Genomic DNA, 26,742 nt, shown 5'->3' with positions numbered 1-26,742 from the left:
CGCCGCATGGATCTGGACGAGGGCTCGGTGGGGCGCGACCTGGTGGCGCTGGTGCTGACCGTGGTGGAGCTGTTGCGGCAGCTGATGGAACGGCAGGCGCTGCGCCGGGTGGACTCGGGCGAACTCTCCGAGGAGCAGGTCGACCGCATCGGCACCACCTTGATGCTGCTGGAGCAGCGGATGGGTGAGCTCCGTACCACCTTCGGCCTGCGGCCCGAGGACCTGAACCTCGATCTGGGGCCGCTGGGCTCCCTGCTGCCCCGCGACTGAGCGGTTCCGGCCCGGCCGGTGGTGCGTCCCGCCCGCCGCCGGTGTCGTCGCCCTGGTTCCGGTCGCCGGCGGTGAGGGTGACGGGCAGGTGTGATCTCCGCCGTGCGAGGTACCCGGGGGCGCGGGGAAGGAGCACAACGAGAGGAGGGGCGGCCCCGGCGAGCGGGCGGCCGGTCCGCCGTGGCCCCGTCCGGCGTCGGCCCCGTCCGGCGTCGGCCCCGCCCCTCCGCACCGACGACGACAGGAGCTGGCCCATGAAGGCCGCCGTATGGCACGGCAAGCGCGACGTCCGGGTCGACGAGGTCCCCGATCCGGTGCTGCAGCAGCCCACCGACGCCCTGATACGCGTCACCTCCACCGGGCTGTGCGGCTCGGACCTCCACCTCTACGAGGTCCTGGGCCCGTTCATGACCCCGGGCGACATCCTGGGCCACGAGCCGCTGGGGGTGGTGGAGGAGATCGGCTCCGAAGTGACCGGCATCGCGCCCGGGGACCGGGTGGTGGTGCCGTTCCAGATCGCCTGCGGCACCTGCTTCATGTGCCGGCGCGGACTGCAGACCCAGTGCGAGACCACCCAGGTACGCGGGCGGGACAGCGGCGCCGCGCTGTTCGGCTACACCAAGCTGTACGGGTCGGTGCCCGGGGCCCAGGCCGAGTATCTGCGCGTCCCGCAGGCACAGTACGGCCCGGTCAAGGTCCCCGACGGGGTGCCGGACGACCGCTATCTGTATCTCTCCGATGTGCTGCCGACCGCCTGGCAGGCGGTGGAGCAGGCGGCGGTCCCGGCCGGCGGCAGCGTCGCCGTGCTGGGACTGGGGCCGATCGGCGACATGGCCTGCCGCGTCGCCCGCTTCCGGGGTGCCGGTCAGGTCATCGGCATCGACCTGGTGCCGGACCGCCTGGAGCGGGCCGCGGCCCGCGGGGTGCAGACCCTCGACTTGGAGGAGCACGAGGACATCGCGGCGGCCGTCCGTGACCTCACCGCGGGGCGCGGGCCGGACGCGGTGATCGACGCGGTCGGGATGGAGGCCCACGGCGGGACCGCGGGTGCGACGCTCCAGGGACTGGCCGGACTGCTGCCGTCCGCGCTGGCCGAGCGGATGGCGGGCAAGGCGGGCGTGGACCGGATGGCTGCGCTCTACCTGGCCATCGACATGGTGCGGCGCGGCGGCACCATCGCCCTGAGCGGGCTCTACGGCGGCATGGCCGACCCGCTGCCGATGCTCACCCTGTTCGACAAGCAGATCACGCTGCGGATGGGGCAGGCCAATGTGAAGCACTGGGTGCCGGAGATCCTGCCGCTGCTCGGCGAGGACGATCCGCTGGGCGTGGACGACTTCGCCACCCACCATCTGCCCCTGGAGCGGGCCCCGGAGGCGTACGACCGGTTCCAGCTCAAGGAGACCGGCAAGGTCGTGCTCCGGCCCTGAACGGCTGCGGCAGCGACAGCGGCGGCGTCATGACGGGGGCGTCACGCGGATGCCGGGAAGCGTTCCCAGACCCGGTGACCGGCGAGCAGCCGGGTGATCTCGTCCCACACCGCCAGCGGTGACGCGGCGTGCACCACTCCGGGCGCCGTGGCGGGGACGCCCGCCGCGTCGAGGGCCGGGTCCGCCCCGGCCCAGGCGCCGATCGGCTTGCCGTGCCGGTAGGCCTCGGCGATCAGCAGCAGCACCCGCGGGTTGACGGCGTCGCTGTCGGGTTCGGAGCCGGCCGGGGCGCCGGCCAGCAGGACGGCGTCGAACTCCACGGAGCGCGCGGTGGCGAACGTCCGCTGCACCGTCACCGGGTCGTTCTCCGCGTCCAGTACCCCACCGGTCGCGGCGATGACCAGCGGCACCAGTCCCGCCGCGAGCGCGGACTGGCGTACGGTGCGCACCCCTTCGAGGGCCCGGCCGTCCGTTCCGTCCGCGACGATCCCGATCACCCGGCCGTCCAGCGGCCATTCCTTCCCCAGCTGGGAGAGGGCGGGGGACGCCTGGACCGACGGCAGCTCGGCCGGGGGCGTGGGGCCGGGCAGTCCAAGTCCGGCGGCGACGCGTTCGCACAGCACCGGGTCGATGCGGGCCAGCACCCCCAGCATCCGCTCCTTGACGGCCTGCTCGTAGCACTTGCCCAGCTCGAAGGTGTAGGCGGCGATGATGTGTTCGCGCTCCACCGGGGTCATGCTGAGCCAGAACCGGCGCGGCTGGCTGAAGTGGTCGTCGAAGCTCGCCGCCGCCTGCCGCACGGTGCGGCCGGCCGGCACCTCGCGCGGCACCTCGATGTACGCCCCTTCACCCGCCCCGGCCAGGAACGGGCAGCCGCCGTCCAGGGAGTTGGGCCGATACGGGGCCACCCCCCGGTGCACGGCCGTCTGGTGCATCCCGTCGCGCAGCATGTCGTTGACCGGCGCGTGGGTGCGGTTGATGGGCAGCTGGGCGAAGTTGGGGCCGCCGAGCCGGGAGATCTGGGTGTCCAGGTACGAGAACAGCCGCCCGGCCAGCAGCGGGTCGTCGGTGATGTCGATGCCCGGCACCAGGTGCCCGGGGTGGAAGGCCACCTGTTCGGTCTCGGCGAAGTAGTTGACCGGGTTGGCGTTGAGGGTGAGCAGCCCGATGGGGTGCACCGGGGCAAGTTCCTCGGGAACGATGTTGGTGGGGTCCAGCAGGTCGATGCCTTCGAAGAGCTGTTCCTCGGTGTCGGCGAAGATCTGCACGCCCAGCTCCCACTGGGGGTACGCGCCCGCCTCGATCGCGTCGGCCAGATCGCGCCGGTGGAAGTCGGGGTCGATCCCGCCCGTCAGTTGCGCTTCCTCCCAGACCATGGAGTGCACGCCCAGGCGCGGCTTCCAGTGGAACTTCACCAGGGTCGTCTCGTCCCGGTCGTTGACCAGCCGGAAGGTGTGGATGCCGAAGCCCTCCATCATCCGGTACGAGCGGGGGATGCCGCGGTCGGACATGTTCCACAGGGTGTGGTGGGTGGCCTCGGTGTGCAGGCCGGCGAAGTCCCAGAAGGTGTCGTGGGCGCTCTGGGCCTGCGGGATCTCCCGGTCGGGGTGCGGCTTGCCGGCGTGGATGACGTCGGGGAACTTGATGGCGTCCTGGATGAAGAAGACCGGGATGTTGTTGCCGACCAGGTCGAAGGTGCCCTCGGCGGTGTAGAACTTCGTCGCGAAGCCGCGGGTGTCGCGCACGGTGTCGGCGGAGCCGCGCGAGCCGAGCACGGTGGAGAAGCGGACGAAGACCGGGGTGCTGACGTCCTTGCCGAGGAACGCGGCCTTGGTGATGTGGCCGGCGGTGCCGTAGCCCTCGAAGACCCCGTGCGCCGCGGCGCCGCGCGCGTGCACCACCCGCTCGGGGATCCGCTCGTGGTCGAAGTGGGTGATCTTCTCCCGCAGGTGGTGGTCCCGGAGCAGGATGGGGCCGCGCGGCCCGGCCTTCAGCGAGTGGTCCGAGTCGGGCAGCCGGGCGCCCTGCGCCGTCGTCAGGTATCCGCCGCCCTGGGAGGCGAGCTCCGGATCGGTGTCCGTGGCCCGGCCGGTGGGGGAGACGGTCGCGGGGCCGCGCTGGTCCGGCTTGGAGGGCAGGGGCTCTCGTACCTGCGTGGGCTCGGCGGGCGAGGGCGGCTGGGCGGCGGGCCGTCCCGGGATCTCGGACGGGGGGTCGCCCTGGTCGGCGGCGGCGCGGGAGGGCTCGGGCATGGAGGGCTCCTGGGGTCGCCGGGGACGGATGTGGTCCGATGTCCGGACAAAATGAACAAACCGTCTTCACTGGAGCAGTCGGGCGGCGCCAGGTCAAGGACACTCCGGCGGGTGTGTTCCGGGCGCGTGCCGTGGTCCTCCGTCACGCGCGGTCGCCGCCGTCACCCGCATGGAGCAGTGCGCGGGCGGTACGGATGCGCCGGCCGGGTGAGCGGCCGACGGTGGGAGGTGGCCCACGAGACCGAGCGCGCAGCGCGCACCTGGAAGGGACTGCCATGCCCATCTGCACCACTCGCGACGGCGTCGACATCTTCTACAAGGACTGGGGAAGCGGCCGGCCCGTCGTCTTCATCCACGGCTGGCCGCTCAGCGGCGACGCCTGGCAGGACCAGCTGAAGGCGGTGGCCGACGCCGGCTTCCGGGGCCTCGCGCACGACCGGCGCGGGCACGGACGTTCCACCCCCGTCTTCGACGGCTACGACTTCGACACCTTCGCGGACGACCTGAACGATCTGCTCACCGGCCTGGACCTGCGGGACGTCACGCTGGTGGCGCACTCGATGGGCGGCGGTGAACTCGCCCGCTACATCGGCCGGCACGGCACCGGCCGGATCCGCTCGGCCGTCCTGCTGTCCGCGATCACCCCGCTGATGAGCCGGTCGCGCGGCAACGCCGAGGGCGTACCGGACGAGGTCTTCGACCAGATCAAGCAGGGCATCCTGGATGAGCGCTCGCAGTTCTGGAAGGACACGGCCGAGGGATTCTTCGGCGCGAACCGGCCCGGCAACAAGGTCACGCAGGGCAACAAGGACGCGTTCTGGCTCATGGCGATGGACGAGACGATCCAGGGCGGGGCGGCCTGTGTGGACGCCTTCGCCTACACGGACTTCACGGAGGACCTGAAGAAGTTCGACATCCCCACCCTCGTGGTGCACGGCGACGACGACCAGGTGGTGCCCTTCGCCGCCACCGGAGCGAAATCCGCCGAACTGATCGACGACGCCACCCTCACGGTGTACGAGGGCGGCTCGCACGGCATCGCCATGGTCCGCGGGGACAAGGAACGGTTCAACGCCGACCTGATCGAGTTCCTCGCCCGCTGAGCACGCCGGAAAGCCGCCGGGGCCCGGCGGCTCCAGGGACGGGGTGACGGCCGCCCCGGCGGACGGTCCGGCCCTCAGGGCAGCAGGACGATCTTGCCCTCGACGTGGCCGGTGGCCAGGTCTTCGTAGGCCGCCCTCACCTCCGTCAGGGGATAGGTCGCGGCGATGGGCACCTCCAGGACGCCGTCGGCCACCAGCGCGGCCAGTTCGGCGAGGACCCCGGCGCCCGTGGCGGCGGACGCGCCGTCCATCCGCACCCCGTACCGCGGCCCGTCGGTGAAGTCGGCGACGGTGTTGACGCGTTCGGGTGCCACACCCAGATCGATGGCGAGCCGCACATAGCCGGTGCCGTGCGTGTCGATCAGCGCGTCGATCCCCGCGGCGCGCAGCCGCTCCTCCAGCCCTTCGCCGTAGCCCATCGGCTGGATCCCGCGCCCGCTCAGCCAGGAGTGGTGCGCGGGCCCGGCGATGCCGATCACCTCCGCCCCGGCGTGCCGCGCCAGTTGCGCGGCGATCGAGCCCACGCCCCCGGCGGCACCGGCCACCGCGACCCGGTCGCCGGGGCCGGCGGCGACGGCGCGCACGCACGCGTACCCCGTGCTGCCGGCGATGGCCAGCGAACCCGCCACCTCCCAGGGCACGTTCGGCGGCTTGGGGGTCAGCTGCCCGGCCGGCACGCTGACGTACTCGGCGTGGCTGGCCCGCTCGTCGGTGTAGCCCAGGACCTCGTCGCCGGTCGCCACCCCCTGCGCCCCGGGGCCCGTGCGCTCCACCACGCCGGCCAGGTCGCTGCCCTGGCCCGAGGGAAAGGTCGCCGGCCACCGGTCGTGCAGGAGCCCCTCCCGGATCATCGCCTCGCCCGGGTTGATGGCCGCGGCCCACACCCGCACCAGCACCCGGTCCCCTTCCGGCTCGGGTACGGGTACGTCCGCCACCCGCAGCACCTCGGGACCGCCGTACGCGTCGAACAGCACCGCCTTGGGCATACCACCACCACTTCTCGCCGTTGTCGCCAGCACCCTCGCACCGCCCGGCGCGCCCGCCGCCGCGCCACGCCGGGCCGGCCGGGGGCCGGCTCTCGTGACCCGGGGCCGGGCCGTTCCCGCCGGAACCCTTCTGCGTATGATTCGCAAGTGCATGATTACCGCATCAGAACGGCCACGGACGCGGACCTCGACGAGGTCAGGGCCGTGATGCTCGACACCGTGTACCGCGACTTCGGTGCCGGATACGTGCCGCGCTGGCACGCCGACATCATCGACCCGGGATCGTTCTACCTGCGCCCGCCCCGGCACACCCTGCTCGTCGCCGTGGACACGCACGACGGGACGGTCGCCGCCACCGGCGCGCTCGACGCCCGCGGACCGGCGCATCCCCCCAACCCGCGCTGGCTGGCCGACCGCTACCCCTCGGGCGAGACGGCACAACTGCGGCGCGTGTACGTACGCCCCGAGCACCGGCGGCGCGGCCTCGCCGGGCGGCTGGTGACCGAACTGCTCGACTTCGCCGCCCGGGACGGCGGCTACCGTTCCGTGTACCTGCACACGAACGCCCACCTGTCCGGCGCGATGGCCCTGTGGCAGACCCTGGGCAAGATCGTGTGCGACGAGCGGGTGGAACGGCCCGGCGCCGGCAGCGACGTCGTGCACTTCGAGCTCCCCCTTCTCTGACCCGCCTCAGGAAGACAGAACGAGGATCATGAGATCTCCCCGCCCGCGGCTGATAGCCGGGCTGCTGCTCGTCCCCCTGCTCACCGGCTGCTTCGCCTCCTCCGACGGCGGCCGGGCCGCGGGCCCCGACGGCCCGGGCGACGGCGGCCGGCTGCGCGTCGCGCTCGCCTTCCCGCCCGCCGAGAACTACTCCCCGTACGGGATGGACGCCTACGACCTGTCCCGGCTCGGCGTCGTCGAGGGACTGACCCGGCTGGACGCCAACGGCACCGCCGTGCCCGCGCTCGCCACCTCCTGGAGCGCCGAACCGGACGGCACCGGCTGGCTCTTCACCCTGCGCGAGGCCACCTTCCAGGACGGCACCGAGGTCACCGCGCAGGCCGTCGCCACCGCCCTCACCCGCGCCGCCGCAGCCGACCCCGCCCCCTCGGCCATCTCCGGGGTGGAGCTGAGCGCCGAGGCCATCGGCGACCGGCAGGTCAGGGTCGGCACCGCCGAGCCCGATCCGGTGCTGCCGCTGCGGCTGACCAACCCGAGCCTGGCCGTGTTCGCCCCGGCCGCCTACGGCGAGGACGGCACGGTCAACCCGGCCGGCACCGCCACCGGCCCCTTCGAACTCACCACCATCACCGGCGACACCGCCGCCACCCTGGACCGCTTCGAGGACCACTGGGGCGGCCGGGCCCAGGCGTCCGGCATCGACGCCACCTACATCTCGGACGGCACCGCCCGCGCCAACGCCCTGCGCACCGGCGAGGCCGACATCGCCGAGGCCGTACCGGTCGCCCAGGTCGCCGCCCTGGAGGAGGGCACCGCGCACGAGGTCGACACCGCCCGCAACACCAGCCTGTTCCTCAACACCGCGGCGGGCGCCTTCGAGGACGCCGGACTGCGCGCCGCCGCCCGCGAGGCGATCGACCCCACCGCCGTCGCCGAGGGCGTCTACGAGGGCTACGCCCAGCCCGCCCAGGGCATCTTCGGGCCCGCGCTGAGCTGGGCCGAGGGCAAGCGGATCGCGCCGCGGGACCGCGCCGGGGCCACCGACCCCACCGGGCGGAGCATCACCATCGCCACCTACAGCGACCGCCCCGAACTCCCCGAGGCCGCCCAGGTGGTCCAGCAGCAGCTGGAGCGTGCCGGGTTCACCGTACGGCTGGAGGTACGCACCTACGCCCGGCTGGAGAGCGACCTGCTGGCCGGAACGTTCGACGCCGCCGTCCTCGCCCGCAACGTCATGCTCGACACCGGCGACCCGGTCACCGTCCTCGCCAGCGGCTACACCTGCGAGGGCAGCTTCAACCTGTCCGCGCTGTGCGACGCCCACATCGACGCCCTCATCGACGAGGCCCGCGCCCAGCCGGAACCCGGCGCCCGGCAGGACGCCGCGCTGCGCGCCGAGGCCGCCATCCTCGCCACCGACGCCGAGATCCCCCTCGTCCATCTGAAGGTCGTGACCGGCATCGCCGCCGGGGTCACCGGCGTCGCCCTGGACCCCTACGAACGGGAGATCGTCGGCCTGGGAACCCGGCGCTGACACCCGTGAAGACCACCGCGCGCCACCGGCCCGAGCGGCGCGCCGCCACCGCACTGTGGCGGCTCGCGCTGCTCGCCGCCCTGATCGGCGTGATCGGCCTGCTCCCGTGGCTGTCCCGCACCGACCCCGCGCTCACCGTCCTCAAGGCCCGCTCCACCGAACGCGAGCCCACCCCGGAGACGCTGGACGCCATCCGGAACGACCTCGGCCTGGACGAGGGGCCCTTCTCCCTGCTCGGCAGCTGGCTCGGCGGGCTGGCGCACGGCGACGCCGGCCGGTCCTGGGTGTCGGGCACCGAGGTTCTGCCCGCCGTCGGACAGGCCCTGGGCGTCTCCCTGCTGCTGATGGCCGGCGCCCTCGCCGTCGCCCTGGCCACCGTCGCGGCGATCTGCGCCCGCCCGCTGTGGCACGGCGCCCGGCGGCGGCTTCACGCCCGGCGCCCCGGCGGTACGGGCTCGGCCGTGCTCGCCGCGCTCCCCGAGTTCCTGCTCGCCTCCGTCCTGGCCTCCGTCATCGGCGTGCAACTGGGCTGGCTGCCGGCACTCGGCTGGTACGGCCCGCAGTGGATGATCCTGCCCTCGCTCGCCCTGGGGCTGCCCGCCGGCGCGGTGCTCGGGCGGCTGCTCGCCGACCTGCTGCCCACCGCGTACGCCGAACCCTGGCTGCCGGCCGCCGTGGCGCGCGGCATCCCGCCGGCCGCCGTGGCCCGGCACGCGCTGCGCCGCTGCGTGCCCGGACTGCTGCCCAACCTGGGCCTGTTCGTCGTCGGCCTGACCGGCGGCGCCGTCGCCGTCGAGCAGATATTCGACATCCCGGGGCTCGGACGGCTCACCCTGCGCGCCGCCCTCGCCCAGGACCTCCCCGTGCTCCAGACCGGCATCCTCACCCTCGTCGCCCTCGCGGCGGTGGCCGCCGCGCTCGCCCGGCTCGGCGCACAGCGGCTGATCGGCCCCGCGCTGCGCGACGGCGCCCTGCACTCCGCGTACCGGTCCACCCGCCGGGAACCACGCTTCGCGCCCCTCGGCTACGGGCTCGCCCTCGCCGCCTTGATCGGCCTCGGCCTGCCCCGCGACCCGCTGGCGCTCGACACCACCGCCCGCCTCCAACCACCCTCCTGGGCCCACCCGTTCGGCACCGACGCGCTCGGCCGCGACCTGCTGGCGCGGGTCGCGCACGGCGCGCTGAGCACCCTGGGCACCGCGCTGGCGGTGAGCGCCGCCGCCCTGCTGGCCGGCGTGCTGCTCGGGCTGCTGCCCCGGCTGTCCGGCCCGCTGGTGGACACGGTCAACGCCGTCCCGCCGGTACCGGCCGCACTGCTGATCACCGGGCTGCTGGGCGGCGGGCCGTGGGTCCCGGCGCTGGCGGTGGCCGCGGTCGCCTGGACGGCGCTGGCCGCGCACACCTCCGCACTGCTGCGGCAGGAACGCGCCGCCCCGCACGTGACCGCCTCGCGCGCGCTGGGAGCGGGCCCCGGTCATCTGCTGCGCCGGGTGCTGCTCCCCGCCGTACTGCCGCCGGTGGTCCGGCACGCCCTGATCCGGCTGCCCGGCATCGCGCTCAGCCTCGCCGCCCTCGGCTTCCTCGGACTCGGCGCGCAGCCGCCCTCGCCCGAGTGGGGCCTGCTGCTCTCCGAGAACCAGCCCTACGTCGAACGCGCGCCGTGGACGGTTCTGACGCCCGCCGCCGCCCTCGCCCTGCTCGGCGCCCTCGCGGTGACGGCGGCCGGCGGGGTACGGCTGCCCCGGGTGCGCCGCCGGCGGGCGACACCGGCCGTGCCGGGCTTCCCCGTCGCCGCTCCCGCCGCGGTGTCCGCCGCCCGGGCCCCGGCCGAAGGGGTGGCGCGATGAGCCGGCTCGTCGCCCGGATCCTGGCTCCCCGCCCCGGAGGGCGGTCCCGTCCACCGCGCGAGCGGGTGTGGCGGCGGCTGCCGCCCCTGCCGCGGCTGCTGATCGCCACCCAACTCGCCTTCAACCTCGGCTTCTTCGCCGTACTGCCCTTCCTCGCCGCGCACCTGGGGACGGCGATCGGCATGGCCGGCTGGCTGGTCGGCCTCGTCCTGGGACTGCGCACCTTCAGCCAGCAGGGCCTGTTCCTGGCCGGCGGCTGGCTGGTGGACCGCTACGGCGTGCGGCCCGCCGTCCTGACCGGCTGCGCGCTGCGGATCGCCGGCTTCGTGTGGCTCGGTTACGCGACGGCCACCTGGGCGGTGATCGGCGCGGTGCTGCTGATCGGCTTCGCCGCCGCGCTGTTCTCCCCGGCCGTCGAATCCGAGGTGGCCCGGCAGGCCGTGGAGTGGGAGGCGTCGGGGCACGGCCCGCGCACCCGGGTCCTGGCCCTGTTCTCGGCGGCCGGCCAGGCCGGGGCGTTCGTCGGACCGCTGCTGGGCGGGCTGCTGCTCGCCGTCGACTTCCGCACCGCGTGCCTGTGCGGGGCGGCCGTCTTCGTCCTCGTCCTGGCCGGCCACGCGCGGCTGATGCCGCAGCACATCCCCGGCCGGGAGCGGGCCCCGGCCGGCGGCGCGTTCGCGCCCCTGCTGCGCGACCGCCGTTTCCTCGCCCTGTGCTGCGCGTACGGCGGCTATCTGCTCGCCTACAACCAGCTGTATCTCGCCCTACCGCAGGAGGTGGAGCGGGCGGCCGGCTCGCAGGCGCCGCTGTCCTGGCTGTTCGCGCTCTCCTCGCTGCTGGTGGTCTGCGCCCAGCTGCCGGTCAGCCGCCTGGTGGGTGACCGGCTGGATCCGCGCCGCTCGATGGCGGCCGGACTGCTGCTGGTGGCGGCCGGGTTCGCGGTGGTGGCGCTGGCCCGCCCGGCGGGCTGGACGGGCCCGGCCGGGCTGCTGCCCGCCGCCGGATTCGTGGTCCTGCTGACGGTGGGCCAGATGCTGATCGTGCCGGCCGCCCGGGCGTGGGTACCCGACTTCGCGGCCCGGGGACGGCTCGGCCTGTACATGGGCGCGCTGTCCTCGGTCTCCGGGCTGCTGGTCCTGGTGGGCAGTTCGGCGACCGGCGGGCTGTTCCAGCTGGGGCTGCCGCCCGCCGTGCCCTGGTTGGTCCTGGCCGCCGTCACCGCGCTGGCGGTGCTGGTGCTCCCGCGCGGACCGCAGCCCGACACGCACCCCGCCCCGGGCCCCGACACGAATCCCGACCCGGGTCCCGGCCCCGGTCCGCACGCCGCCCGGCAACCCGCCCCGCCGTCCGGCGGGTGACGGGCGCCCTCACCTACCCGGTGACCGCCGGCACCGCCCGCTGTTCCGGCCCCGTGTACGAGGCCAGCGGCCGGATCAGCGCGTTGTGCGCCAGCTGTTCGGTGATGTGCGCCGTCCAGCCGGTGATGCGGCTCATCACGAACAGCGGCGTGAACACCGGGGTGTCGAACCCCATCAGGTGGTAGGCGAGCCCGGCCGGGTAGTCCAGGTTCGGGTGGATGCCCTTGTGGTCGAGCATCGCCTCCCGCAGCGCGGCGTGCAGCGCGGCCAGCCGGGCGGTCTCCGGGTGCGCCCCACGGGTGAGAAGAGCGTCCAGCGCCTGCTGCATGATCGGCACCCGGGAGTCGCCGTCCTTGTAGACCCGGTGCCCGAACCCCATGATCTTGCGCTTCTCCGCCAGCGCGGCGGCCAGCCACTCCGGGGCCCGCGCGGGGTCGCCGATCTCCGCCAGCATGTGCATCACCGCCTCGTTGGCGCCGCCGTGCAGCGGGCCCTTGAGCGCGCCGATGGCCGCCGTGACCGCGCTGTACAGGTCCGAGAGCGTGGAGGTCACCACACGGGCGGTGAACGTGGAGGCGTTGAAGCCGTGTTCGGCGTACAGCACCAGGGAGATCTCGAAGCAGCGCACCACCTCGGGGTCCGGTACGGCGCCGAAGCACATGTGGAAGAAGTTCTCCGCGTACCCGAGAGCGGGGTCCGGCGGCACCGGGGGCAGCCCCCGGCGACGGCGCTGGTCGGCCGCCACCACCGTGGGCAGCTTCGCCAGCAGGTTCAGCGACTTGGCGTGGTGGGCGGCCGGGCTGCCGTCCTCTTCCGTCGGGTCCTCGGCGCCGAAGAAGCTCACGGCGGTGCGCAGCACGTCCATGGGATGGCAGGTTTCCGGCAGCCGGGCCAGCACCTCGGCGGTGGTGCGGTCCAGCGGGCGCAGAGCGCGTTCGCGGGAGCGGAAGTCCGCCAACTGGGCCGGATCGGGCAGCTCCCCGTGCCACAGCAGGTACGCGACCTCCTCGAAGGAGCGGCGCGCGGCCAGGTCCTGGACCGGGTAGCCGCGGTAGGTGAGGGAGTTGGACTCCTGGATGACCGTGGAGATGTCGGTGGCGTCGACGACGACGCCGGCGAGGCCGCGGTGGATGCCGGGCGCGAGGGTGGTCATGGGCGGGTGCCTCCGGAGCGTCAGGTGCCGGGCGGGAGAGTGAAGTCGTGGACGGCGGAGTCGAAGGCCGTGTACTCCCGGTAGCCCAGGAGCTCGTACAGGCGCGAGCGGGTCTGCATGCGCGGCAGCAGGGACTGAACGGTTCCCTCGGCGGCCAGGGTGCGCAGCCCCTCCTCCGCCGCGCCCATGGCCAGCCGCAGCAGGGTGACGGGGTACAGGGCGATGTCGTAGCCGAGATCCTGGAGGGTGGCGGCGTTCAGCGGGCGGCCCTTGCCGAACTCGGTCATGTTGGCGAGCAGCGGCACCGGGACGGCCCTGCGGAACGCCTCGAACTCGCCCTCGTCGGCGAGGGCCTCGGGGAAGACCGCGTCCGCCCCGGCGTCCACGTACGCCTTCGCCCGGTCGATCGCGGCGGCCAGGCCCTCCACGGCGCGGGCGTCGGTGCGCGCCATCAGCAGGAAGTCCGGATCGCGGCGGGCGTCGACCGCGGCCCGCACCCGGCGGGTCATCTCCTCGCGCGGTACCACCGACTTGCCGTCGAGGTGGCCGCAGCGCTTGGGGTTGACCTGGTCCTCCAGATGGAGGCCGGCCAGCCCCGCGTCCTCCATCAGCTGGACGGTACGGGCGGCGTTCATCGGTTCGCCGAAGCCGGTGTCGGCGTCGATGAGGACCGGCAGATCGGTGACGCGGGTGGTCTGCTGGGCGCGGGCCGCGACCTCCGCCGAGGTGGTCAGTCCGATGTCGGGCAGCCCCAGGTCGGCGGCGAGGACGGCGCCGGAGAGGTAGGCGGCTTCGAAGCCGGTGTCCTGGATGAGGCGGGCGGAGAGCGGGTTGAGGGCGCCGGGCATCACCAGCAGGTCGGGTGCGGCCAGCCGTTCGCGCAGCGCGCGGCGGCGTCCGGCGGGGGTGGTGCGGGTGTGCAGCATCAGAACAGGCCCTTCGGGAGCGTCGCGTCGTACGCGGCGACGGATTCTTCGTCGACGGCGGGGAACAGCCGGGCCAGCTCCCCGGGGGACAGCTCGGCCAGCCGCTCCGCCGTGGACAGGAAACCGTCCTGGGCCGCCGGGGTCACGATCCCCTCGGCCAGGGTGCGGAACTTGCCGGCGTACGCGGCGCGGTCGAAGGGGCGGGCCCCGGCCGGATGGGCGTCGGCGACGGCGAGTTCGTCCTCGATCACCGAGCCGTCCTCCAGGGTGATCACCGCGCGCCCGCCGAAGGCGCGGCGCTCCGGGTCCGGGTCGTGGTACCGGCGGGTCCACTCCGGATCCTCCACGGTGGAGATCCTGCGCCACAGTGCGACGGTCCCGGGGCGGCGGGCGCGTTCGGGTGCGTAGGAGCGCTCGTGGTGCCAGCCGCCGTCCTCCAGCGCGACGGCGAGGATGTAGGGCACCGAGTGGTCCAGGGTCTCGCGGCTGGCCTCCGGGTCGTATTTCTGCGGATCGTTCGCACCGGAGCCGATCACGTGGTGGGTGTGGTGGCTGGTGTGCAGCACCACCGAGCGCACCCGCTCCAGCGGCCCGGTCCGCCCGCGCAGCCGCCGCGCCAGGTCGATGACGGCCTGCGCCTGGTACTCGGCGGAGTGCTCCTTGGTGTACGTCTCCAGGATCGCGCGGCGCGGCTTGCCGGGCGCGGGGAGCCGGACGGTGTAGTCGGCGCCGGGGCCGTCCAGCATCCAGGCGAGGAATCCGTCCTCGCCCTCGTACACGGGGGAGGGGGAACGCTCGCCGCGCATCGCCCGGTCCACCGCCTCGATAGCCGCCTTGCCGGCGAAGGCCGGCGCGTACGCCTTCCAGCTGGAGATCTCGCCCTTGCGGGACTGTCGGGTGGCGGTCGTGGTGTGCACCGCCTGCTGCACCGCCTGGTACACGGTCGCGGTCGGCAGCCGCAGCAGCGCGCCCAGACCGCAGGCGGTGGCGGCGCTCAGGTGCGCCACGTGGTCGATGCGGTGCTCGTGCAGGCAGATGCCCTTGACCAGGGCGACATGGATCTCGTAGGCGGCGATGACGCCGCGCAGCAGATCGGCGCCGGTGCGCCCGGTGTGCTGGGCGACGGCGAGCAGCGGCGGGATGTTGTCGCCGGGATGGGAGTAGTCGGCGGCGAGGTAGGTGTCGTGGAAGTCGAGTTCGCGCACGGCGGTGCCGTTCGCCCAGGCGGCCCACTCGGGGGAGACCCGGGCGCCGGTGCCGAACACCGAGGCACCGGTGGCTGCCGCGCCGTGTGCGGTGGCCTGGGCGCGGGCGACGGCGACCGGGCGGCGCAGCAGTGAGGCGACGGCGACCGAGGCGTTGTCGATCACCCGGTTGACGGCCATGGCGGCGCTGTCGGCGTCCGGTTCCTCGGTGGCGGTGGCCACGGCGGCGAGCTTCCAGGCGAGCTGGTCCTCGCGCGCCAGCAGGTCGGCGCTGGGGTGGACACGGACGCGGTGCTCGATCACGGCACTCCTCGGGCGGGGGCGGGCGGGCCGGCCGTGACAAGGGGCCGGTACGCAGCACCCTGCCCGCCGCGGGTGCGCCGTGCCACCGCTCCCGGGTGCGGAATCCGTCCCGCGCGAAGGGGTGAATCCGCGAATTCTGCGAAGGGTGCGGATGCTATGTTCGCCACCGCTGCCGCGCGCCGAGGAGGCACCGCCATGCCCCGCCGACCCGACCCCCACAAGATCTACGCCCACGCCAAGCTGCGCCGGCTGCGGCGCGAGCACGGCATGAACCAGGTCGACATGGCCCGCGCGCTGGGCATCTCCACCAGCTACGCCAACCAGCTCGAACAGAGCCAGCGACCGCTCACCGCCCCCGTCCTCCTGCGGATCGCCGAGGTCTTCGGCGTGGACGCCGCCTACTTCTCGGCGGCCGGGGAGGACCGGCTGGCCACCGAACTGCGGGCCGCGCTCGCGGACGAGGCGTGCGGAGGCCCGCCGCCCGCCCCCGAGGACATCGCCGAGGCCGCCCGCGACCACCCCGAGGTGGCCCGCGCCCTGGTCGCCCTGCACCGCCGCTACCGCGACACGGCGGAACAGGCCGCCGCGCTGGCCGCCGTCGCCGCCCCGGGCACCGGCGGCGGCACCCTGCGCCCGGGGGCCGAGCCGCACGACGAGGTCCGCGACTTCTTCTACGCCCACCACAACCACTTCGAGCCGCTGGACGCCGAGGCCGAACGGACCGCCGAGGCCCTGGGACTGCGCCCCGGCGGCGCCGCCGACCCGCTCACGGAACGGCTGGCGCAGCGGCACGGCGTACGGGTGCTGCGGGCCGCGACCGGGCGGGCCGCCGACGCCCGCCGCTTCGACCCGGACTCCGGTCTGCTGTTCCTGTCGCCCTGGCTGAGCGAAGGGCGGCGCGCCTTCCAGCTCGCCACCCAGCTGGCCCTGCTCGAACACGGCCCGCTGCTGAGCCTGCTGGCCGACAGCGCCGCCGACCTCACCTCGCCGGAGTCCACGGCGCTGGCGCGCATCGGCCTGGCCAACTACTTCGCCGGCGCCCTCCTGATGCCCTACACCGCCTTCCACACCGCAGCCGAGGAAGTGCGCTACGACATCGAACTGCTCTGCGCCCGCTTCGGCGTCGGCTTCGAGACCGTCTGCCACCGGCTGAGCACCCTCCAGCGCCCGGGACGGCGCGGCGTGCCCTTCTCGTTCCTGCGCGTGGACCGGGCCGGCAACATCTCCAAACGGCAGTCCGCCACCGACTTCCACTTCTCCCGCCTCGGCGGCACCTGCCCGCTGTGGACGGTGTACGAGGCGTTCTCCGCGCCCGGACGCACCCTCACCCAGGTCGCCGAGATGCCCGACGGCAAGCGGTACTTCTGGGTCGCCAGGACCATCACCCGGGGCGGCTTCGGCCACCACGCGCCGCGCGCGGAGTTCGCCGTGGCGCTCGGCTGCGAACTGCGCCACGCCCACCGGCTCGTGTACGCCGGGGGCATCGCCGTGAACGACCCGCAGGCGGCCACCCCCATCGGCCTGGGCTGCCGGATCTGCGAACGCCGCGACTGCGCCCAGCGTGCCCGCCCGCCGGCCGCCGGACGGCTGGCCATCGACCCCGACCGCCGGCCGTACGCGCCCTACCAGGTGGAGAGCGCCGGCCCCTGACACGGGCGGCGGACCGGCGGTGAGCGAGTGGCGCGCCGGGCGCCCGGGTTCAGGCGGTACGCGCGGCCCGGACCCGCCGCACCAGGTCCGCGGCCGCCTGGGGCCACCGCGGATGGCGGAAGTCGAAGCCGGCCTCGCACAGCCGGCCCGGCACCACGCGGCGGCTCTTGAGCAGCAGTTCGGTGTCCGTGCGCAGCGCGAACGCGCCCAGCTCCGCCATCCACGCGGTGGCCGGCAGCCCCGGCCGCCGGCCCCAGGCCCCGCGCAGCTCCCGCATGAACTCGCGCTGCGGAAGCGGCTCGGGCGCCGCCAGATTGACCGGCCCCGACAGATCCTCCCGGGCGGCAAGAAACTCCACCGCGCGTACGAAGTCCCGGTCGTGGATCCAGGAGACGTACTGGGCGCCGCCCGCCACCGGACCACCCACGCCAAGCCGCGCCATCCACAGCAGCCAGTCGAACACCCCGCCCCGGTCCGGGCTCATCACCATCGCCGAACGCAGCGCGACCTTGCGGGTGTGCGGGGTGTCGGCCGCCTCCTGAGCGCGCTCCCAGTTCCTGGCGATCAGCACGCTGTACGCCCAGTACCCCGGGACTCCGTCCTCGCGCCCGCCGATCACCCCGGTGGCCTCGTCGTGCGGGGCGTCGTACCGGTGGGCGTAGACCGTGGCGGTGCTCATCTGGAGCCAGACGGCGGGGGGCCGCGCGCACGCCGCGACCGCCTCCCCGATGACCTCGGCCGAGCGCGCCCGCGAGTCCATCATCGTGCGCAGATTGGCGTCGGTGTAGCGGCAGCTGACGCTGCGCCCGGCCAGGTTGATCACGACATCGCTGCCGTGGAGGACGCGGGTCCACGGGCCTGTCGTGACCGCGTCCCAGTACACCTCGCGGTCGCGGGCCGGGCTCCTGGTGAGGACGGTGACTTCGTGTCCCGCGGCGGTCAGCGCCCGGTCCAGAATCCTGCCGACCTGCCCGGTTCCCCCGGCTATCACACAGCGCATCGGATCCCCCCTCAGCGGTGGAACTCCAGCCTAGCGAAGCCTGGATGACGGGCCCGTACCCGGTCGCCCCTCACCGGGACGGGGGCGGGCCGCCCTGCTACAGATCGTCAACCGATCGGCTCTCACGGGGCTGGTGGCCCTGCCGGTGCTGCGTAGGGTTTCAGGGAGGCGGCAGTGCGGCCCGCACGTACTCCGTCCGTTGCCGCGCCGCGTGTTCCGGCGCATCCACGAGAGAGGAACCCCACCCATGCGCGCCCTGAAGCGGGTCCACGCCCGACCGGAACACCCCTGGACGACGGCGTCCCTGGCGGCCGCGACGGCGGTCTCCCGGACGACGCTGTCCCGGCACTTCCGGTCCGCCCTCGGACAGACGCCGGGCGCGTACGTGACGCAGTGGCGCATGGACCTGGCGTCCGTCCGGCTCCGCGACACCGACGAACCGGTCGAGTCGATCTCCGGTGCGGTCGGCTACGCCTCCCTGCACGCTTTCAGCCGTGCTTTCCGGCGTGCCCGGGGCATGCCCCCCGGCGAGTACCGCTCGCGGCTGCGCGCGTGATCGCGGCAGCCCACCGGGCCGGCGGCGGCCGGACCGGTGGCCGCCGCCCTGAGCACCGGAGCACGACGGGCCTTCTCCCGCGGGGAGAAGGCCCTTTGTCGTGCGTGCGGTTCAGCGGGTGGGATAGGCGTCCGTGATGGTCTGGACGGTGCGGTTGCCGGCCGCGTCCACCGCGGTGGCGCGCAGCGAGACGCTTCCGCCGGCCGCCGGGTTGTCCACCTCGACCGCGGAGATGTCGCCGGCCCCGTCATGGACGGTGGTCCAGTTCTGCCCGCCGTCCACCGAGGTCTCCACAGTGAGGGTGACGGCCGTGCCGCCCTCCACCGACAGCGGTACGGAGAAGCCGTGTTCGCCGGCCGGCGCGGTGTTGTCCGCGGCGAGGGCGGGGGTGTAGCGCACGGCCAGCGGCCCCGCGACCGGTTCCATGGCCGTGGTGGTCGCCGAGGTGAAGGTGTGGTCGACCGTCACCTCGGTGGACAGGTCCGTGTACCCGCGCGAGGCCGTGGACACGATCCGGTACTCCGACTCACCGGCCGGTACCCCGAAGAGGAAGTTGGCGAGCGGGGCGGGTATGTCGCGCAGGAGTTCGCCGTCGCGGTAGACCCGGGTACGGCCCTCGTCGGCGTCGGCCCAGCCGCTCCACGCGCTGCCCACCGCGAACAGGGACAGGTCGGCCATGAGCAGGTTGCCCTCCCGCAGGAAGGCGTGCCCCATGGGGTAGGCCGGCCCGAACACACCCGTGTTGAGGGACGCTTCGGAGGTCTCGCCGGCCGGAAAGGTCCGCTCCGGGTACGAGGAGTTCTGGACGGGCGTGCCCTCCGCGTCGAACACGGTGCTGGACAGGCTCCACGGGGTGCCGGACTGGAGATGGAGATCGACCGTGGCCGGCAGCGGGGTGTCGGCGCCGAGGCCCAGGCCGAACTCCGGCGACGCCGCGCCGACCCAGCCCTCGTAGCCCTCGGTGCGGGTGCCGGCCGTCGCGGCGACGTGCGCCATGTCGGACGGCTCGGGGTGGTTGGCCAGCCCCGTCGGGAACTGCCCGGTCAGGGACCGGTATCCGTGGTACTGCTCCCCGCCGGGACCCGTGTGCTGGGACACCAGGGCCATGGTGAAGGCGTCGCTGCCCCCGTCGCCGATCGACAGGCTGCTGACCCCCTCCGCAGGGGCGCCGAAGTACCACATCCACCAGGAGATCCCGGGGAGTTCGTAGGTGCCGGCCAGTTCGTTCAGCTCGGCATCGGGGTCGGGCGCGGTGAAGTCCAGCCGCTCCGCCTCCCGCAGGTCCACCTGCAACGTGGTGGATTCGGCCACCGTCACCGAGGGAGCCATGGCCCAGTCGACGCTGAGGTCGTCCGGTTCCGCGTCCCAGGGGCTCGGGGACAGGACCTCGATCAGGTACTCACCGGCGGGCACCCGGCCGTGGGCGACACCGTTCTCGCTCAGCACGTTGAAGCCGTCCCACGCCCCCTCGACGAACAGCCGCGCGCCCTCCGCCGGTTCTCCGTCCCGGCCGGTGATCTCGACCGTGACGTCCAGCATCTCGGGCTCCAGCGTGATACTGCCCGCCGTACGCAGGACCTGCTCTCCGCCGGCGCTCGCGGTGACGACCAGGCCGTGGTTGCCGGTCGCGGAGTCCGGGACGGCGGCGGGGTCGGCGGTCACCTCGACGGTGGCGGTGCCACCGGCCGGAACGGTCACCGAGTCCTTGGCCGGCGCGAACAGCTTCTCGGGCGCGGCGCCGGAGACAGCCAGCTCCAGAGTGACGTCCTCCGTGCCGCTGTTGCGGTAGGTGATCTCCCGGACGACGCGGTCCGCGCCGCCGTACGGGAACGCCACCGAGCCGAAGTTGAGGCTGTTGCTGTCGGCGGTCAGCGTCTGCTCCAGCGCACGGCTCACATCCAGCCGCCCCGCTCCGGTGTGGACCGGTGCGGCGTCGATGTCGACGGCCGAGGCGATCAGCGCGGCCTTGAGCTGCTCGCCGGTCCACTCCGGGTTCTTCTGGAGCAGCAGCGCCGCGGCGCCCGCCACGTGCGGGGTCGCCATCGAGGTGCCGGAGATGGCGGTGTAGCCGTCCGTGACCGGAGTGCCGACCAGCTCGATCTCGCTGCCGGCCGCGGAGGCGGCGGCGATCTCCACGCCGGGCGCCGAGAGATCGGGCTTGAGGGCCGCGTCGAAGGGGGCCGGTCCCACGGAGGAGAAATCGGCGATCGCGTCCTGACGGTCGACGGCGCCCACCGTCAGCGCGGCGGGTGCCACCCCGGGGGAGTCCACCGTCCCCTCGTTCGGGCCGCTGTTGCCGGCCGCGACGACGAACAGCGTGCCGTGCTCGTCCGACAGCCGCTCGATCGCCTCCACCAGCGGGTCGTCGTCCGGAAAGACCGGGCCGCCCAGGCTCATGTTGACGATGTCGGCGCCCTCTTCGACGGCCCACTCCATGCCCTGCAGGATCCAGGAGTCCAGACCGCCGTACTCGCCGAGCACCTTGCCGACCAGCAGGTCGGCGCCGGGAGCGATGCCGCGGTAGGTGCCACCGGAGCGCTCGCCGCTCCCGGCGGCCGTCGAGGCGACATGGGTGCCGTGCCCCACGGTGTCCTCGGCGTCCCCGTCGGTGAAGTTCGCGGCGCCCAGGATCTTGTCCTCGAAGTCGCCGTGATCCGCGTCGATCCCGGTGTCCAGAACGGCGATCGTCACCCCGCTGCCGTCGTACCCGGCCTCCCAGGCCCGGTCCGCGCCGATCTGCCCGGCGCTGTGGTCCAGGCTCGCCTGCCGGACCCGGTCCAGCGAGACCGTCTCGATGCCCTCGGCGGCGGCCAGGGACATGCCCTCGCCGTCATCGGTCAGCGTCTCCCACAGCGACGGGCCGCTCTCGTCCGCCACCGTGAGCGCGTCCGCGTCCAGGGTGGTGAAGCGGGCCCGTACCTCGACGTCGTCCTCCGCGCGCACGTCGCGCGCCACCTGGCGTGATCCGTCGGTGTAGCTGACGATGACCGGGGTGCCCTCGAAGGAGCGGTACGCCTCCCGGGTCAGCTCGGTGAGGTCGAACAGGGCCTCGTCCACCGTTCCCTCGGCGATGAGCGCCTGCGCGTCCCAGGGGATCACCAGCGTCGCGCCGTCCCGCTCGGTCACGCGTACCGGTATGTGCTCGCGTCCCTCGCCGCGCAGCACCGTCAGGATGTCCCCCGCCGCGTCGAGCAGCACCCGGTCACCGGTGATCAGGGTCACCGAGGTGCCGCCGGTGGCACCGCCGAGCGGTGCGAGGGGTGTGGCGGCGGCGCCACCGAGCCCTGCGGTCAGCGCCAGGACCGTCCCCGCGGCGGTGACCACCACGCCCGTTCTCTTCTTCCGCGCTTTCAACGAACCTCCACAGCAGTGCCGTTGGCGTGCCCGACGCACCGGGAGGCGCGCCGTCGCCCAGGAAGGTAGCGGGTGACATACCGGGTATGTTTCGGTTGGCTTCTCCCCGGCCACAATCGGCGGGCGGTCGCGGACGGGGCGGGAGGTGCGGCGGCGGCCCGGGCGCCCCGCGGTTCCCTGATCATGACGTGCGCCGCCCCGCCGGACGGCGGAGCGGCGCGGGAGACGGAGTTGGCGCGATCACGACGGCCCCGGCAGCTCCAGGGGCCCCTCGTCCACCGGCACCTCCGGATACGGAGCCAGCTCATCCGAGGGCTCGGGCCGCGGCCCGACACCGGAGTCGGGGGTGGGTTCGGGGCTGGGGCTCCGCGCGGGGAGCACCGGCTGGGCGGGAGCCGGCGCGGAACCGCTCAGCGCGGACACCCCGAGCACCGCCAGGACCAGCGCCGCGGACACCCCCACCGCCTGCACGGCCCTGCGGCGTCTGCGCAGCCGGCGGCCGCCGGCCAGTGCCGCCGACGCCAGGTCACCGAGCGGGGGTTCGGGCTCCCGCGCGATGATCATGTCGAAGACGCCGCTCAGTTCGGCCCCGGCGTCCGCGCCACCGCCGCCGTCCGGCCGGCTCACGTTCCCTGTCATTCCGCGCTCACCTCGCCGGTTCCTGCTCGATGATCCGGCGCAACCGGCCCAGACCTCGCGCGCTCTGGCTCTTGACGGTACCCGTGGACACCCGCAGCGCCTTCGCCGTCTGCTCCACGCTCCAGTCCTCCCAGTACCGCAGCACCAGGACCGCCCGGTAGCGCGGCGGCAGGCTCATCAGCGCCTCCTGCATCAGCAGGCGCAACTCAGGGGCGGGCCCCGGGGTCTGCCCCGCGCCGTACTCCGGCAGCTCCGCCACCGGATCCTCCCGGCGGCCCCGCCGCCGGTAGAGGTCGATGAAGGTACGGGTCAGGATCGTCCGCGCGTACGCGTCCACGTTCTCATCGCGCCGCACCCGCCCCCAGGCCGCGTACAGCTTCATCAGCGTGGTCTGGGTCAGATCCTGCGCCTCGTGCCAGTCCCCGCACAACAGATAGGCGCTGCGCCGAAGCTGGCGCTGCCGCGCCTCGGCGAACTCCAGGAACTCGCGTTCCCGGGCTGCTTCCCTCACCCGCCGACCTTCCTCCGCTCCGACACTCCTCCCCGGTCATACGGGAGGCGGCGCCGGGAGGTTGCACGGGAGGGAGAAGAAAAAAATCCCGCCCGCCGTTACGGGAGGACCACCGGCACCGGCAGCCGCAGCTGGGCGGGCGGCGGGGGAGGTACGGCGCGGTCGGTCGTCATGTGGGCGCGCAGCACCTCCATGGCGGTGCCGCCCAGTTCGGCGCCGTCGACGTCGATGGAGGGAATGGCGGAGAAACCCAGGGCCTCGGCCACCGGGCGCTCGATCGTCACCGCGACCTCGTCGGGGATCCGGATTCCGCGGGCGCCGAGGGTGAAGACGATGCCCAGACCCAGGGCGGTGGCGTAGGGGATGACGGCGGTCGCGCCGCTGGCCGCGACCGAGGGGGCGACGCGGGTGCCGGCGGCGAAGGTCGGCGGCAGTGGCCCGAACGTGGTCAGCACGGCGGACGTCGGCTCGGTGACGGCCCGCACCGCCGCGATGCGCTGCCCGTTCTGCCAGGACCGGTCGGTGCCGCCGACCAGGGCGATGTGCCGGTGTCCGTGGTCGATGAAGTGCCGGGCCACGGTGGCGAAGGCGGTGGCGGTGTCGGCCACCACCGAGGGTACGCCGTCGAGTTCGCGGTCGATCAGCACGGCGGGTTTGTACCCGCAGGAGGCCGCCACCTGCGCGTCCGAGCCGCGCGGTGCGGTCAGCAGGAAGCCGTCCACCTGGGCCGACAGCCGGGCCAGTGCCGCCACGTCCGCGTCGGACTCCAGGCCGTTGACCACCACGGTCAGCTGGAGTCCGCACTCGGCGGCGCGCTGCTGGGCGCCGCCGACGATCGGGGGGAAGAAGGCGTTCTCCAGCGTCGGGACGACGACGGCGACAACTCCGGTACGGCCGCGCGCCAATGCGGATGCCGCGCGATTGGGTACGAAGCCGAGTTGCTCGGCGACCTGGCGCACCCGTACCGCCGTCTCGGGGGCGACCAGGGCGGGGCGCCCCAGGGCCCGGGAGGCGGTGGACTTCGAAACCCCCGCCAGACGGGCGACATCGTCCAGCGTTGGCACACGACCCCCTACGGCGTCCGCCACCGTCACGGTGGCCTGAATGAATATTACACAGAGTCACACTGGCGTCTGCAACATTTACGTATCGTTAACGGCTGCCCCTGGTGATGTCCCGTTGCTGGACATTACTGTCACCACAACCGGTTGCACAACCGGTTGCGTTGGGTCTTCACTGAGGCGACCGAACCCCGCCCCTGTTCCCGAGCCAGCCGAGAACCAACCCGTACCACCGAGAGAAATCCACCGAGAAACCACATGATCCGTTCGCGCCGCATAGCGCTGGTGCTGCTGCTCCCCGGGCTCGTCCTGCTTCTCGGGGGCGTGGTGATACCCGCCCTGACCATGCTGCTCTCACCACCGAGGGTTCCCACCGGCGAAGTCTTCGACCGGCTCGGCCGGATGCTCAGCGACCCGTACGACTTGGCCATCATCTGGCGCACCCTGCGGATCGGCCTCACCGTCACCGGCCTGTGCCTGACCCTGGGCTTCCCCACCGCCTACCTGCTCGCCCGCTCCCGCTCCCGCTGGGCCGGAATCCTGCTCGCGCTGGCGATCTTCCCGCTGCTGCTGAGCAACGTCGTGCGCACCTACGGCTGGCTGGTCGTCCTCGGCCGCAACGGAGTCGTCGGACAGACCATCGAAGGACTGGGACTCGCCGACCCGGCGCCCCAACTCCTCTACACCGAACTCGCCGTGGTGCTCGGCCTCACCCAGCTGTTCCTGCCGCTGGCGATCATCACCTGCTACTCGGCCGTCGCCCAGGTCGACGCGAACCTGGACGAGGCGGCCCGCGGCCTGGGGGCCGGGCGCATCCGGACCCTGTGGAGCGTGACCATCCCGCTGTCGATGCCCGGCATCGCCATGGCCGCCACCCTCGTCTTCGCCGGCGCCGTCACCGCGTACACCACCCCGTACCTGCTGGGCGGTTCGCGCCAGACGATGCTGGCCACCCAGCTCTTCCGGTACTCCGGGGTCAGCCTCGACTGGGCCGCGGCCTCCGCGACCGCGATCATCATGACGGTGCTGGTCCTCGTGGTCTACGGCGTGTCCACCGTTCTCACCCGGGCGAAGGCGGTCACCCGATGAAGCGTTCCAGCCCCATCGCCGCGGTCCTGGCCTTCCTGGGCTACGTGGTGATGATCGTGCCCATCCTGTTCGTCGTCGCCACCGCCTTCACCGGCGGATCGTCGCTGACCTTCCCGCCCGAGGGACTGTCCCTGCGCTGGTTCGAGGCGGCCCTGGCCTACGAGCCGTTCACCCAGGCACTCCTGTCCAGCCTCCAGCTCGCGCTGATCTCCACCGTGCTCGCGCTGGCTGTCGGCATCCCGGCGACCCTGGCCGTCATGCGCGGCAAGGTGCCCGGCAAGTCCTTGGTGGAGGGCCTGTTCCTCTCCCCGCTGATCCTGCCCGAACTCGTCGTCGGCCTCGCCCTCTACCAGCAGTTCATGCTCCACCTGGACATGGACAACTTCAACGCGCTGCTCATCGGCCACACCGCGATCCTGCTGCCCTACACGGTCCGCGTCACCGGCGCCTCGCTCGCGCTCGCCGACCCCGCCCTGGAGGACGCCTCCCGGGGCCTGGGCGCCTCACCGCTGCGCACCTTCTGGAGCGTGACGCTGCCCGTGCTGCGGCCGGGCATCATCTCCGCGGCGCTGCTGAGCTTCGTCACCTCCTTCAACAACGTGCCGATCTCGCTGCTGCTCCAGTCCCGCGACTTCCGCACCCTGCCGGTCACGATGCTCGACTACGTCCAGCAGAACTACACGCCGATCGTCGCCGCCATGTCCACGCTCCTGCTGGCGGGCACCGTGGCGCTCGCCTTCGCCGCCGAGCGCACCCTCGGCTTCGCCCGCATCTTCGGAGGGATCAACCGATGACCACCGCTGCCGAGTTCCTCGCGGTCAGCCGCCGCTTCGGGGATTTCACCGCCGTTGACGCACTGGACCTGTCCATCCGGGAGGGGGAACTGACCACCCTGCTCGGACCCAGCGGCTGCGGCAAGACCACCTCGCTGCGGATGCTGGCCGGCTACCTGGCCCCGACCGAGGGCTCGATACGCATCGGCGGCAAGGACGTCACCAACACCCCGCCCGAGAAGCGTGACCTGGGCATGGTCTTCCAGTCCTACGCCCTCTTCCCGCACATGAGCGTCGCCGACAACGTCGGCTACGGGCTCAAGCTGCGCAAGGTGCCGCGCGCCGAGCGGGCCAAGCGGGTCGCCGAGGCACTGGAACTGGTGGGCCTGGGCCATCTCGCCGACCGCCGCCCCAAGGCGCTCTCCGGAGGCCAGCAGCAGCGCGTCGCGCTCGCCCGGGCCATCGTCATCCGCCCCCGGCTGCTGCTGCTCGACGAGCCGCTGTCCAACCTCGACGCCCGGCTGCGGGTGCAGATGCGCGAGGAGATCCGCCGCATCCAGGCCGAGGCCGGACTGACCGTCGTCCTGGTCACCCACGACCAGGAAGAGGCGCTGGAGATGTCGGACCGGATGGTGGTGATGAACGGCGGCCGGGTGATGCAGGAAGGCCCGCCGGACGACCTCTTCCCGGCCCCCGCCAACCGGTTCGTGGCCGAGTTCCTGGGCTACGAGAACTTCCTCGAACTGCCCGGCCGCGGCCTGGTCACCGTCCGCCCCGAACTCCTGCGGGTGCACGGCGCCTCCGCGAACGGGAACACCGAAAGCGGTGCGGGCACCGCGGTGTCCGCCACCGTCACCTCCATCGCCTACCGTGGCGTGGAACTGCGGGTTTCCCTGGACGCGGTGGACGCCACCGGCGCCACGGTGCCCCTCATCGCCTCGGTCCGCCGCGACACGGTCGCGTCCGAGGATCTGCCGGCGCTGCTGCCCGGCGGGCGGGTCACCGTCTCCGCCGCCCCGGGGCATCTCGTAGCGCTCGCATCCTGACAGTCCTTCACC

21 protein-coding genes and 1 pseudogene are annotated in these 26,742 nt (G+C 73.5%); 12 read left to right on the top strand and 10 right to left on the bottom strand.

Annotation, left to right across the window (positions count from 1 at the left end):
- The first annotated feature begins 6 nt into the window (after positions 1-6).
- Entirely contained in the window at positions 7-270 is a 264-nt protein-coding gene (locus H7827_RS02850; RefSeq protein WP_386541336.1) for a gas vesicle protein K, read from the top strand.
- Between the two features lie 254 nt (positions 271-524).
- Positions 525-1,700 carry a zinc-dependent alcohol dehydrogenase gene (locus tag H7827_RS02845; protein WP_386541335.1) on the top strand — a complete coding sequence of 392 codons (1,176 nt, stop codon included), beginning with the start codon at positions 525-527 and terminating at the stop codon, positions 1,698-1,700.
- A 41-nt stretch (positions 1,701-1,741) separates the two neighbouring features.
- Here the strand turns inward: H7827_RS02845 and H7827_RS02840 are convergent, their stop codons facing one another.
- Positions 1,742-3,952, bottom strand: coding sequence for a catalase (locus H7827_RS02840; protein WP_432742389.1), 2,211 nt, complete (start codon positions 3,950-3,952; stop codon positions 1,742-1,744).
- A gap of 275 nt (positions 3,953-4,227) precedes the next feature.
- Here H7827_RS02840 and H7827_RS02835 point away from each other — a divergent pair, with 275 nt between their 5' ends.
- Entirely contained in the window at positions 4,228-5,055 is an 828-nt protein-coding gene (locus H7827_RS02835; RefSeq protein ID WP_432742387.1) for an alpha/beta fold hydrolase, read from the top strand.
- A gap of 74 nt (positions 5,056-5,129) precedes the next feature.
- Here H7827_RS02835 and H7827_RS02830 read toward each other — a convergent pair whose 3' ends face one another.
- Positions 5,130-6,041, bottom strand: a complete 912-nt coding sequence (locus H7827_RS02830) for an NADP-dependent oxidoreductase (protein ID WP_432742385.1) — start codon at positions 6,039-6,041, stop codon at positions 5,130-5,132.
- A gap of 147 nt (positions 6,042-6,188) precedes the next feature.
- On the opposite strand from H7827_RS02830, the gene H7827_RS02825 reads away from it, so the two are divergent.
- The 4 genes from H7827_RS02825 to H7827_RS02810 are packed head-to-tail and all read left to right on the top strand — an operon-like array spanning position 6,189 to position 11,464.
- Positions 6,189-6,725, top strand: a complete 537-nt coding sequence (locus H7827_RS02825) for a GNAT family N-acetyltransferase (RefSeq protein WP_432742382.1) — start codon at positions 6,189-6,191, stop codon at positions 6,723-6,725.
- 28 nt (positions 6,726-6,753) lie between these two features.
- Positions 6,754-8,259, top strand: a complete 1,506-nt coding sequence (locus H7827_RS02820) for an ABC transporter substrate-binding protein (RefSeq protein ID WP_432742380.1) — start codon at positions 6,754-6,756, stop codon at positions 8,257-8,259.
- Positions 8,260-8,264: 5 nt separating this feature from the next.
- Complete coding sequence (locus H7827_RS02815) at positions 8,265-10,106, top strand: ABC transporter permease subunit (RefSeq protein ID WP_432742378.1); 1,842 nt, start codon at positions 8,265-8,267, stop codon at positions 10,104-10,106.
- Positions 10,103-11,464, top strand: coding sequence for an MDR family MFS transporter (locus tag H7827_RS02810; RefSeq protein WP_432742376.1), 1,362 nt, complete (start codon positions 10,103-10,105; stop codon positions 11,462-11,464). The genes H7827_RS02815 and H7827_RS02810 overlap by 4 nt, the downstream gene beginning before the upstream one ends.
- 13 nt (positions 11,465-11,477) lie before the next feature.
- Here H7827_RS02810 and H7827_RS02805 read toward each other — a convergent pair whose 3' ends face one another.
- Genes H7827_RS02805 through H7827_RS02795 form a run of 3 tightly spaced genes read right to left on the bottom strand, consistent with a single transcriptional unit; the run spans position 11,478 to position 15,051 of the window.
- A complete protein-coding gene (locus H7827_RS02805) occupies positions 11,478-12,617 on the bottom strand; it encodes a bifunctional 2-methylcitrate synthase/citrate synthase (protein WP_432742374.1) in 1,140 nt (379 codons plus the stop codon).
- Between the two features lie 20 nt (positions 12,618-12,637).
- Entirely contained in the window at positions 12,638-13,543 is a 906-nt protein-coding gene (gene prpB, locus H7827_RS02800; RefSeq protein ID WP_030731377.1) for a methylisocitrate lyase, read from the bottom strand.
- Positions 13,543-15,051: an MmgE/PrpD family protein gene (locus tag H7827_RS02795; RefSeq protein WP_432742372.1), complete on the bottom strand. Its 1,509-nt coding sequence runs from the start codon at positions 15,049-15,051 to the stop codon at positions 13,543-13,545. Before H7827_RS02795 ends, prpB begins: the two co-directional genes overlap by 1 nt.
- A 195-nt stretch (positions 15,052-15,246) precedes the next feature.
- Between H7827_RS02795 and H7827_RS02790 the strand changes: the two genes are divergently transcribed.
- The gene (locus tag H7827_RS02790) at positions 15,247-16,701 is read left to right on the top strand and encodes a short-chain fatty acyl-CoA regulator family protein (protein WP_432742370.1); all 1,455 of its coding nucleotides are present in this window, start codon (positions 15,247-15,249) and stop codon (positions 16,699-16,701) included.
- Positions 16,702-16,750: 49 nt separating this feature from the next.
- Here H7827_RS02790 and H7827_RS02785 read toward each other — a convergent pair whose 3' ends face one another.
- Positions 16,751-17,701, bottom strand: coding sequence for a TIGR01777 family oxidoreductase (locus H7827_RS02785; protein WP_432742368.1), 951 nt, complete (start codon positions 17,699-17,701; stop codon positions 16,751-16,753).
- 253 nt (positions 17,702-17,954) lie between these two features.
- Here H7827_RS02785 and H7827_RS02780 point away from each other — a divergent pair.
- Positions 17,955-18,257: pseudogene (locus H7827_RS02780) on the top strand (helix-turn-helix transcriptional regulator); the annotation flags it as partial.
- Positions 18,258-18,368: 111 nt separating this feature from the next.
- Here the strand turns inward: H7827_RS02780 and H7827_RS02775 are convergent.
- The 4 genes from H7827_RS02775 to H7827_RS02760 all read right to left on the bottom strand — a co-directional run bounded on the left by H7827_RS02775 (position 18,369) and on the right by H7827_RS02760 (position 23,825).
- Complete coding sequence (locus H7827_RS02775) at positions 18,369-21,584, bottom strand: S8 family peptidase (protein WP_432742366.1); 3,216 nt, start codon at positions 21,582-21,584, stop codon at positions 18,369-18,371.
- 267 nt (positions 21,585-21,851) lie between these two features.
- Entirely contained in the window at positions 21,852-22,250 is a 399-nt protein-coding gene (locus H7827_RS02770; protein ID WP_432742364.1) for a hypothetical protein, read from the bottom strand.
- Between the two features lie 7 nt (positions 22,251-22,257).
- On the bottom strand, positions 22,258-22,761 hold the full coding sequence (locus H7827_RS02765) for a SigE family RNA polymerase sigma factor (protein WP_386541936.1): 504 nt from the start codon (positions 22,759-22,761) through the stop codon (positions 22,258-22,260).
- Positions 22,762-22,859: 98 nt separating this feature from the next.
- Positions 22,860-23,825 (bottom strand): LacI family DNA-binding transcriptional regulator, encoded by a 966-nt coding sequence (locus tag H7827_RS02760; RefSeq protein WP_432742362.1) that lies wholly within the window; start codon positions 23,823-23,825, stop codon positions 22,860-22,862.
- A gap of 255 nt (positions 23,826-24,080) precedes the next feature.
- On the opposite strand from H7827_RS02760, the gene H7827_RS02755 reads away from it, so the two are divergent.
- The 3 genes from H7827_RS02755 to H7827_RS02745 are packed head-to-tail and all read left to right on the top strand — an operon-like array spanning position 24,081 to position 26,730.
- Positions 24,081-24,911: an ABC transporter permease gene (locus H7827_RS02755; protein WP_386541932.1), complete on the top strand. Its 831-nt coding sequence runs from the start codon at positions 24,081-24,083 to the stop codon at positions 24,909-24,911.
- Positions 24,908-25,705 carry an ABC transporter permease gene (locus H7827_RS02750; RefSeq protein WP_030731406.1) on the top strand — a complete coding sequence of 266 codons (798 nt, stop codon included), beginning with the start codon at positions 24,908-24,910 and terminating at the stop codon, positions 25,703-25,705. The genes H7827_RS02755 and H7827_RS02750 overlap by 4 nt, the downstream gene beginning before the upstream one ends.
- The gene (locus H7827_RS02745) at positions 25,702-26,730 is read left to right on the top strand and encodes an ABC transporter ATP-binding protein (RefSeq protein WP_432742359.1); all 1,029 of its coding nucleotides are present in this window, start codon (positions 25,702-25,704) and stop codon (positions 26,728-26,730) included. The genes H7827_RS02750 and H7827_RS02745 overlap by 4 nt, the downstream gene beginning before the upstream one ends.
- Positions 26,731-26,742: the final 12 nt, after the last annotated feature.

Source organism: Streptomyces sp. JH002, from assembly GCF_050916115.1.
Lineage (GTDB): Bacteria > Actinomycetota > Actinomycetes > Streptomycetales > Streptomycetaceae > Streptomyces > Streptomyces xiamenensis.
The sequence above is the reverse complement of the archived record's forward strand: the minus strand, read 5'-3'. Positions and strand labels throughout refer to the sequence as shown.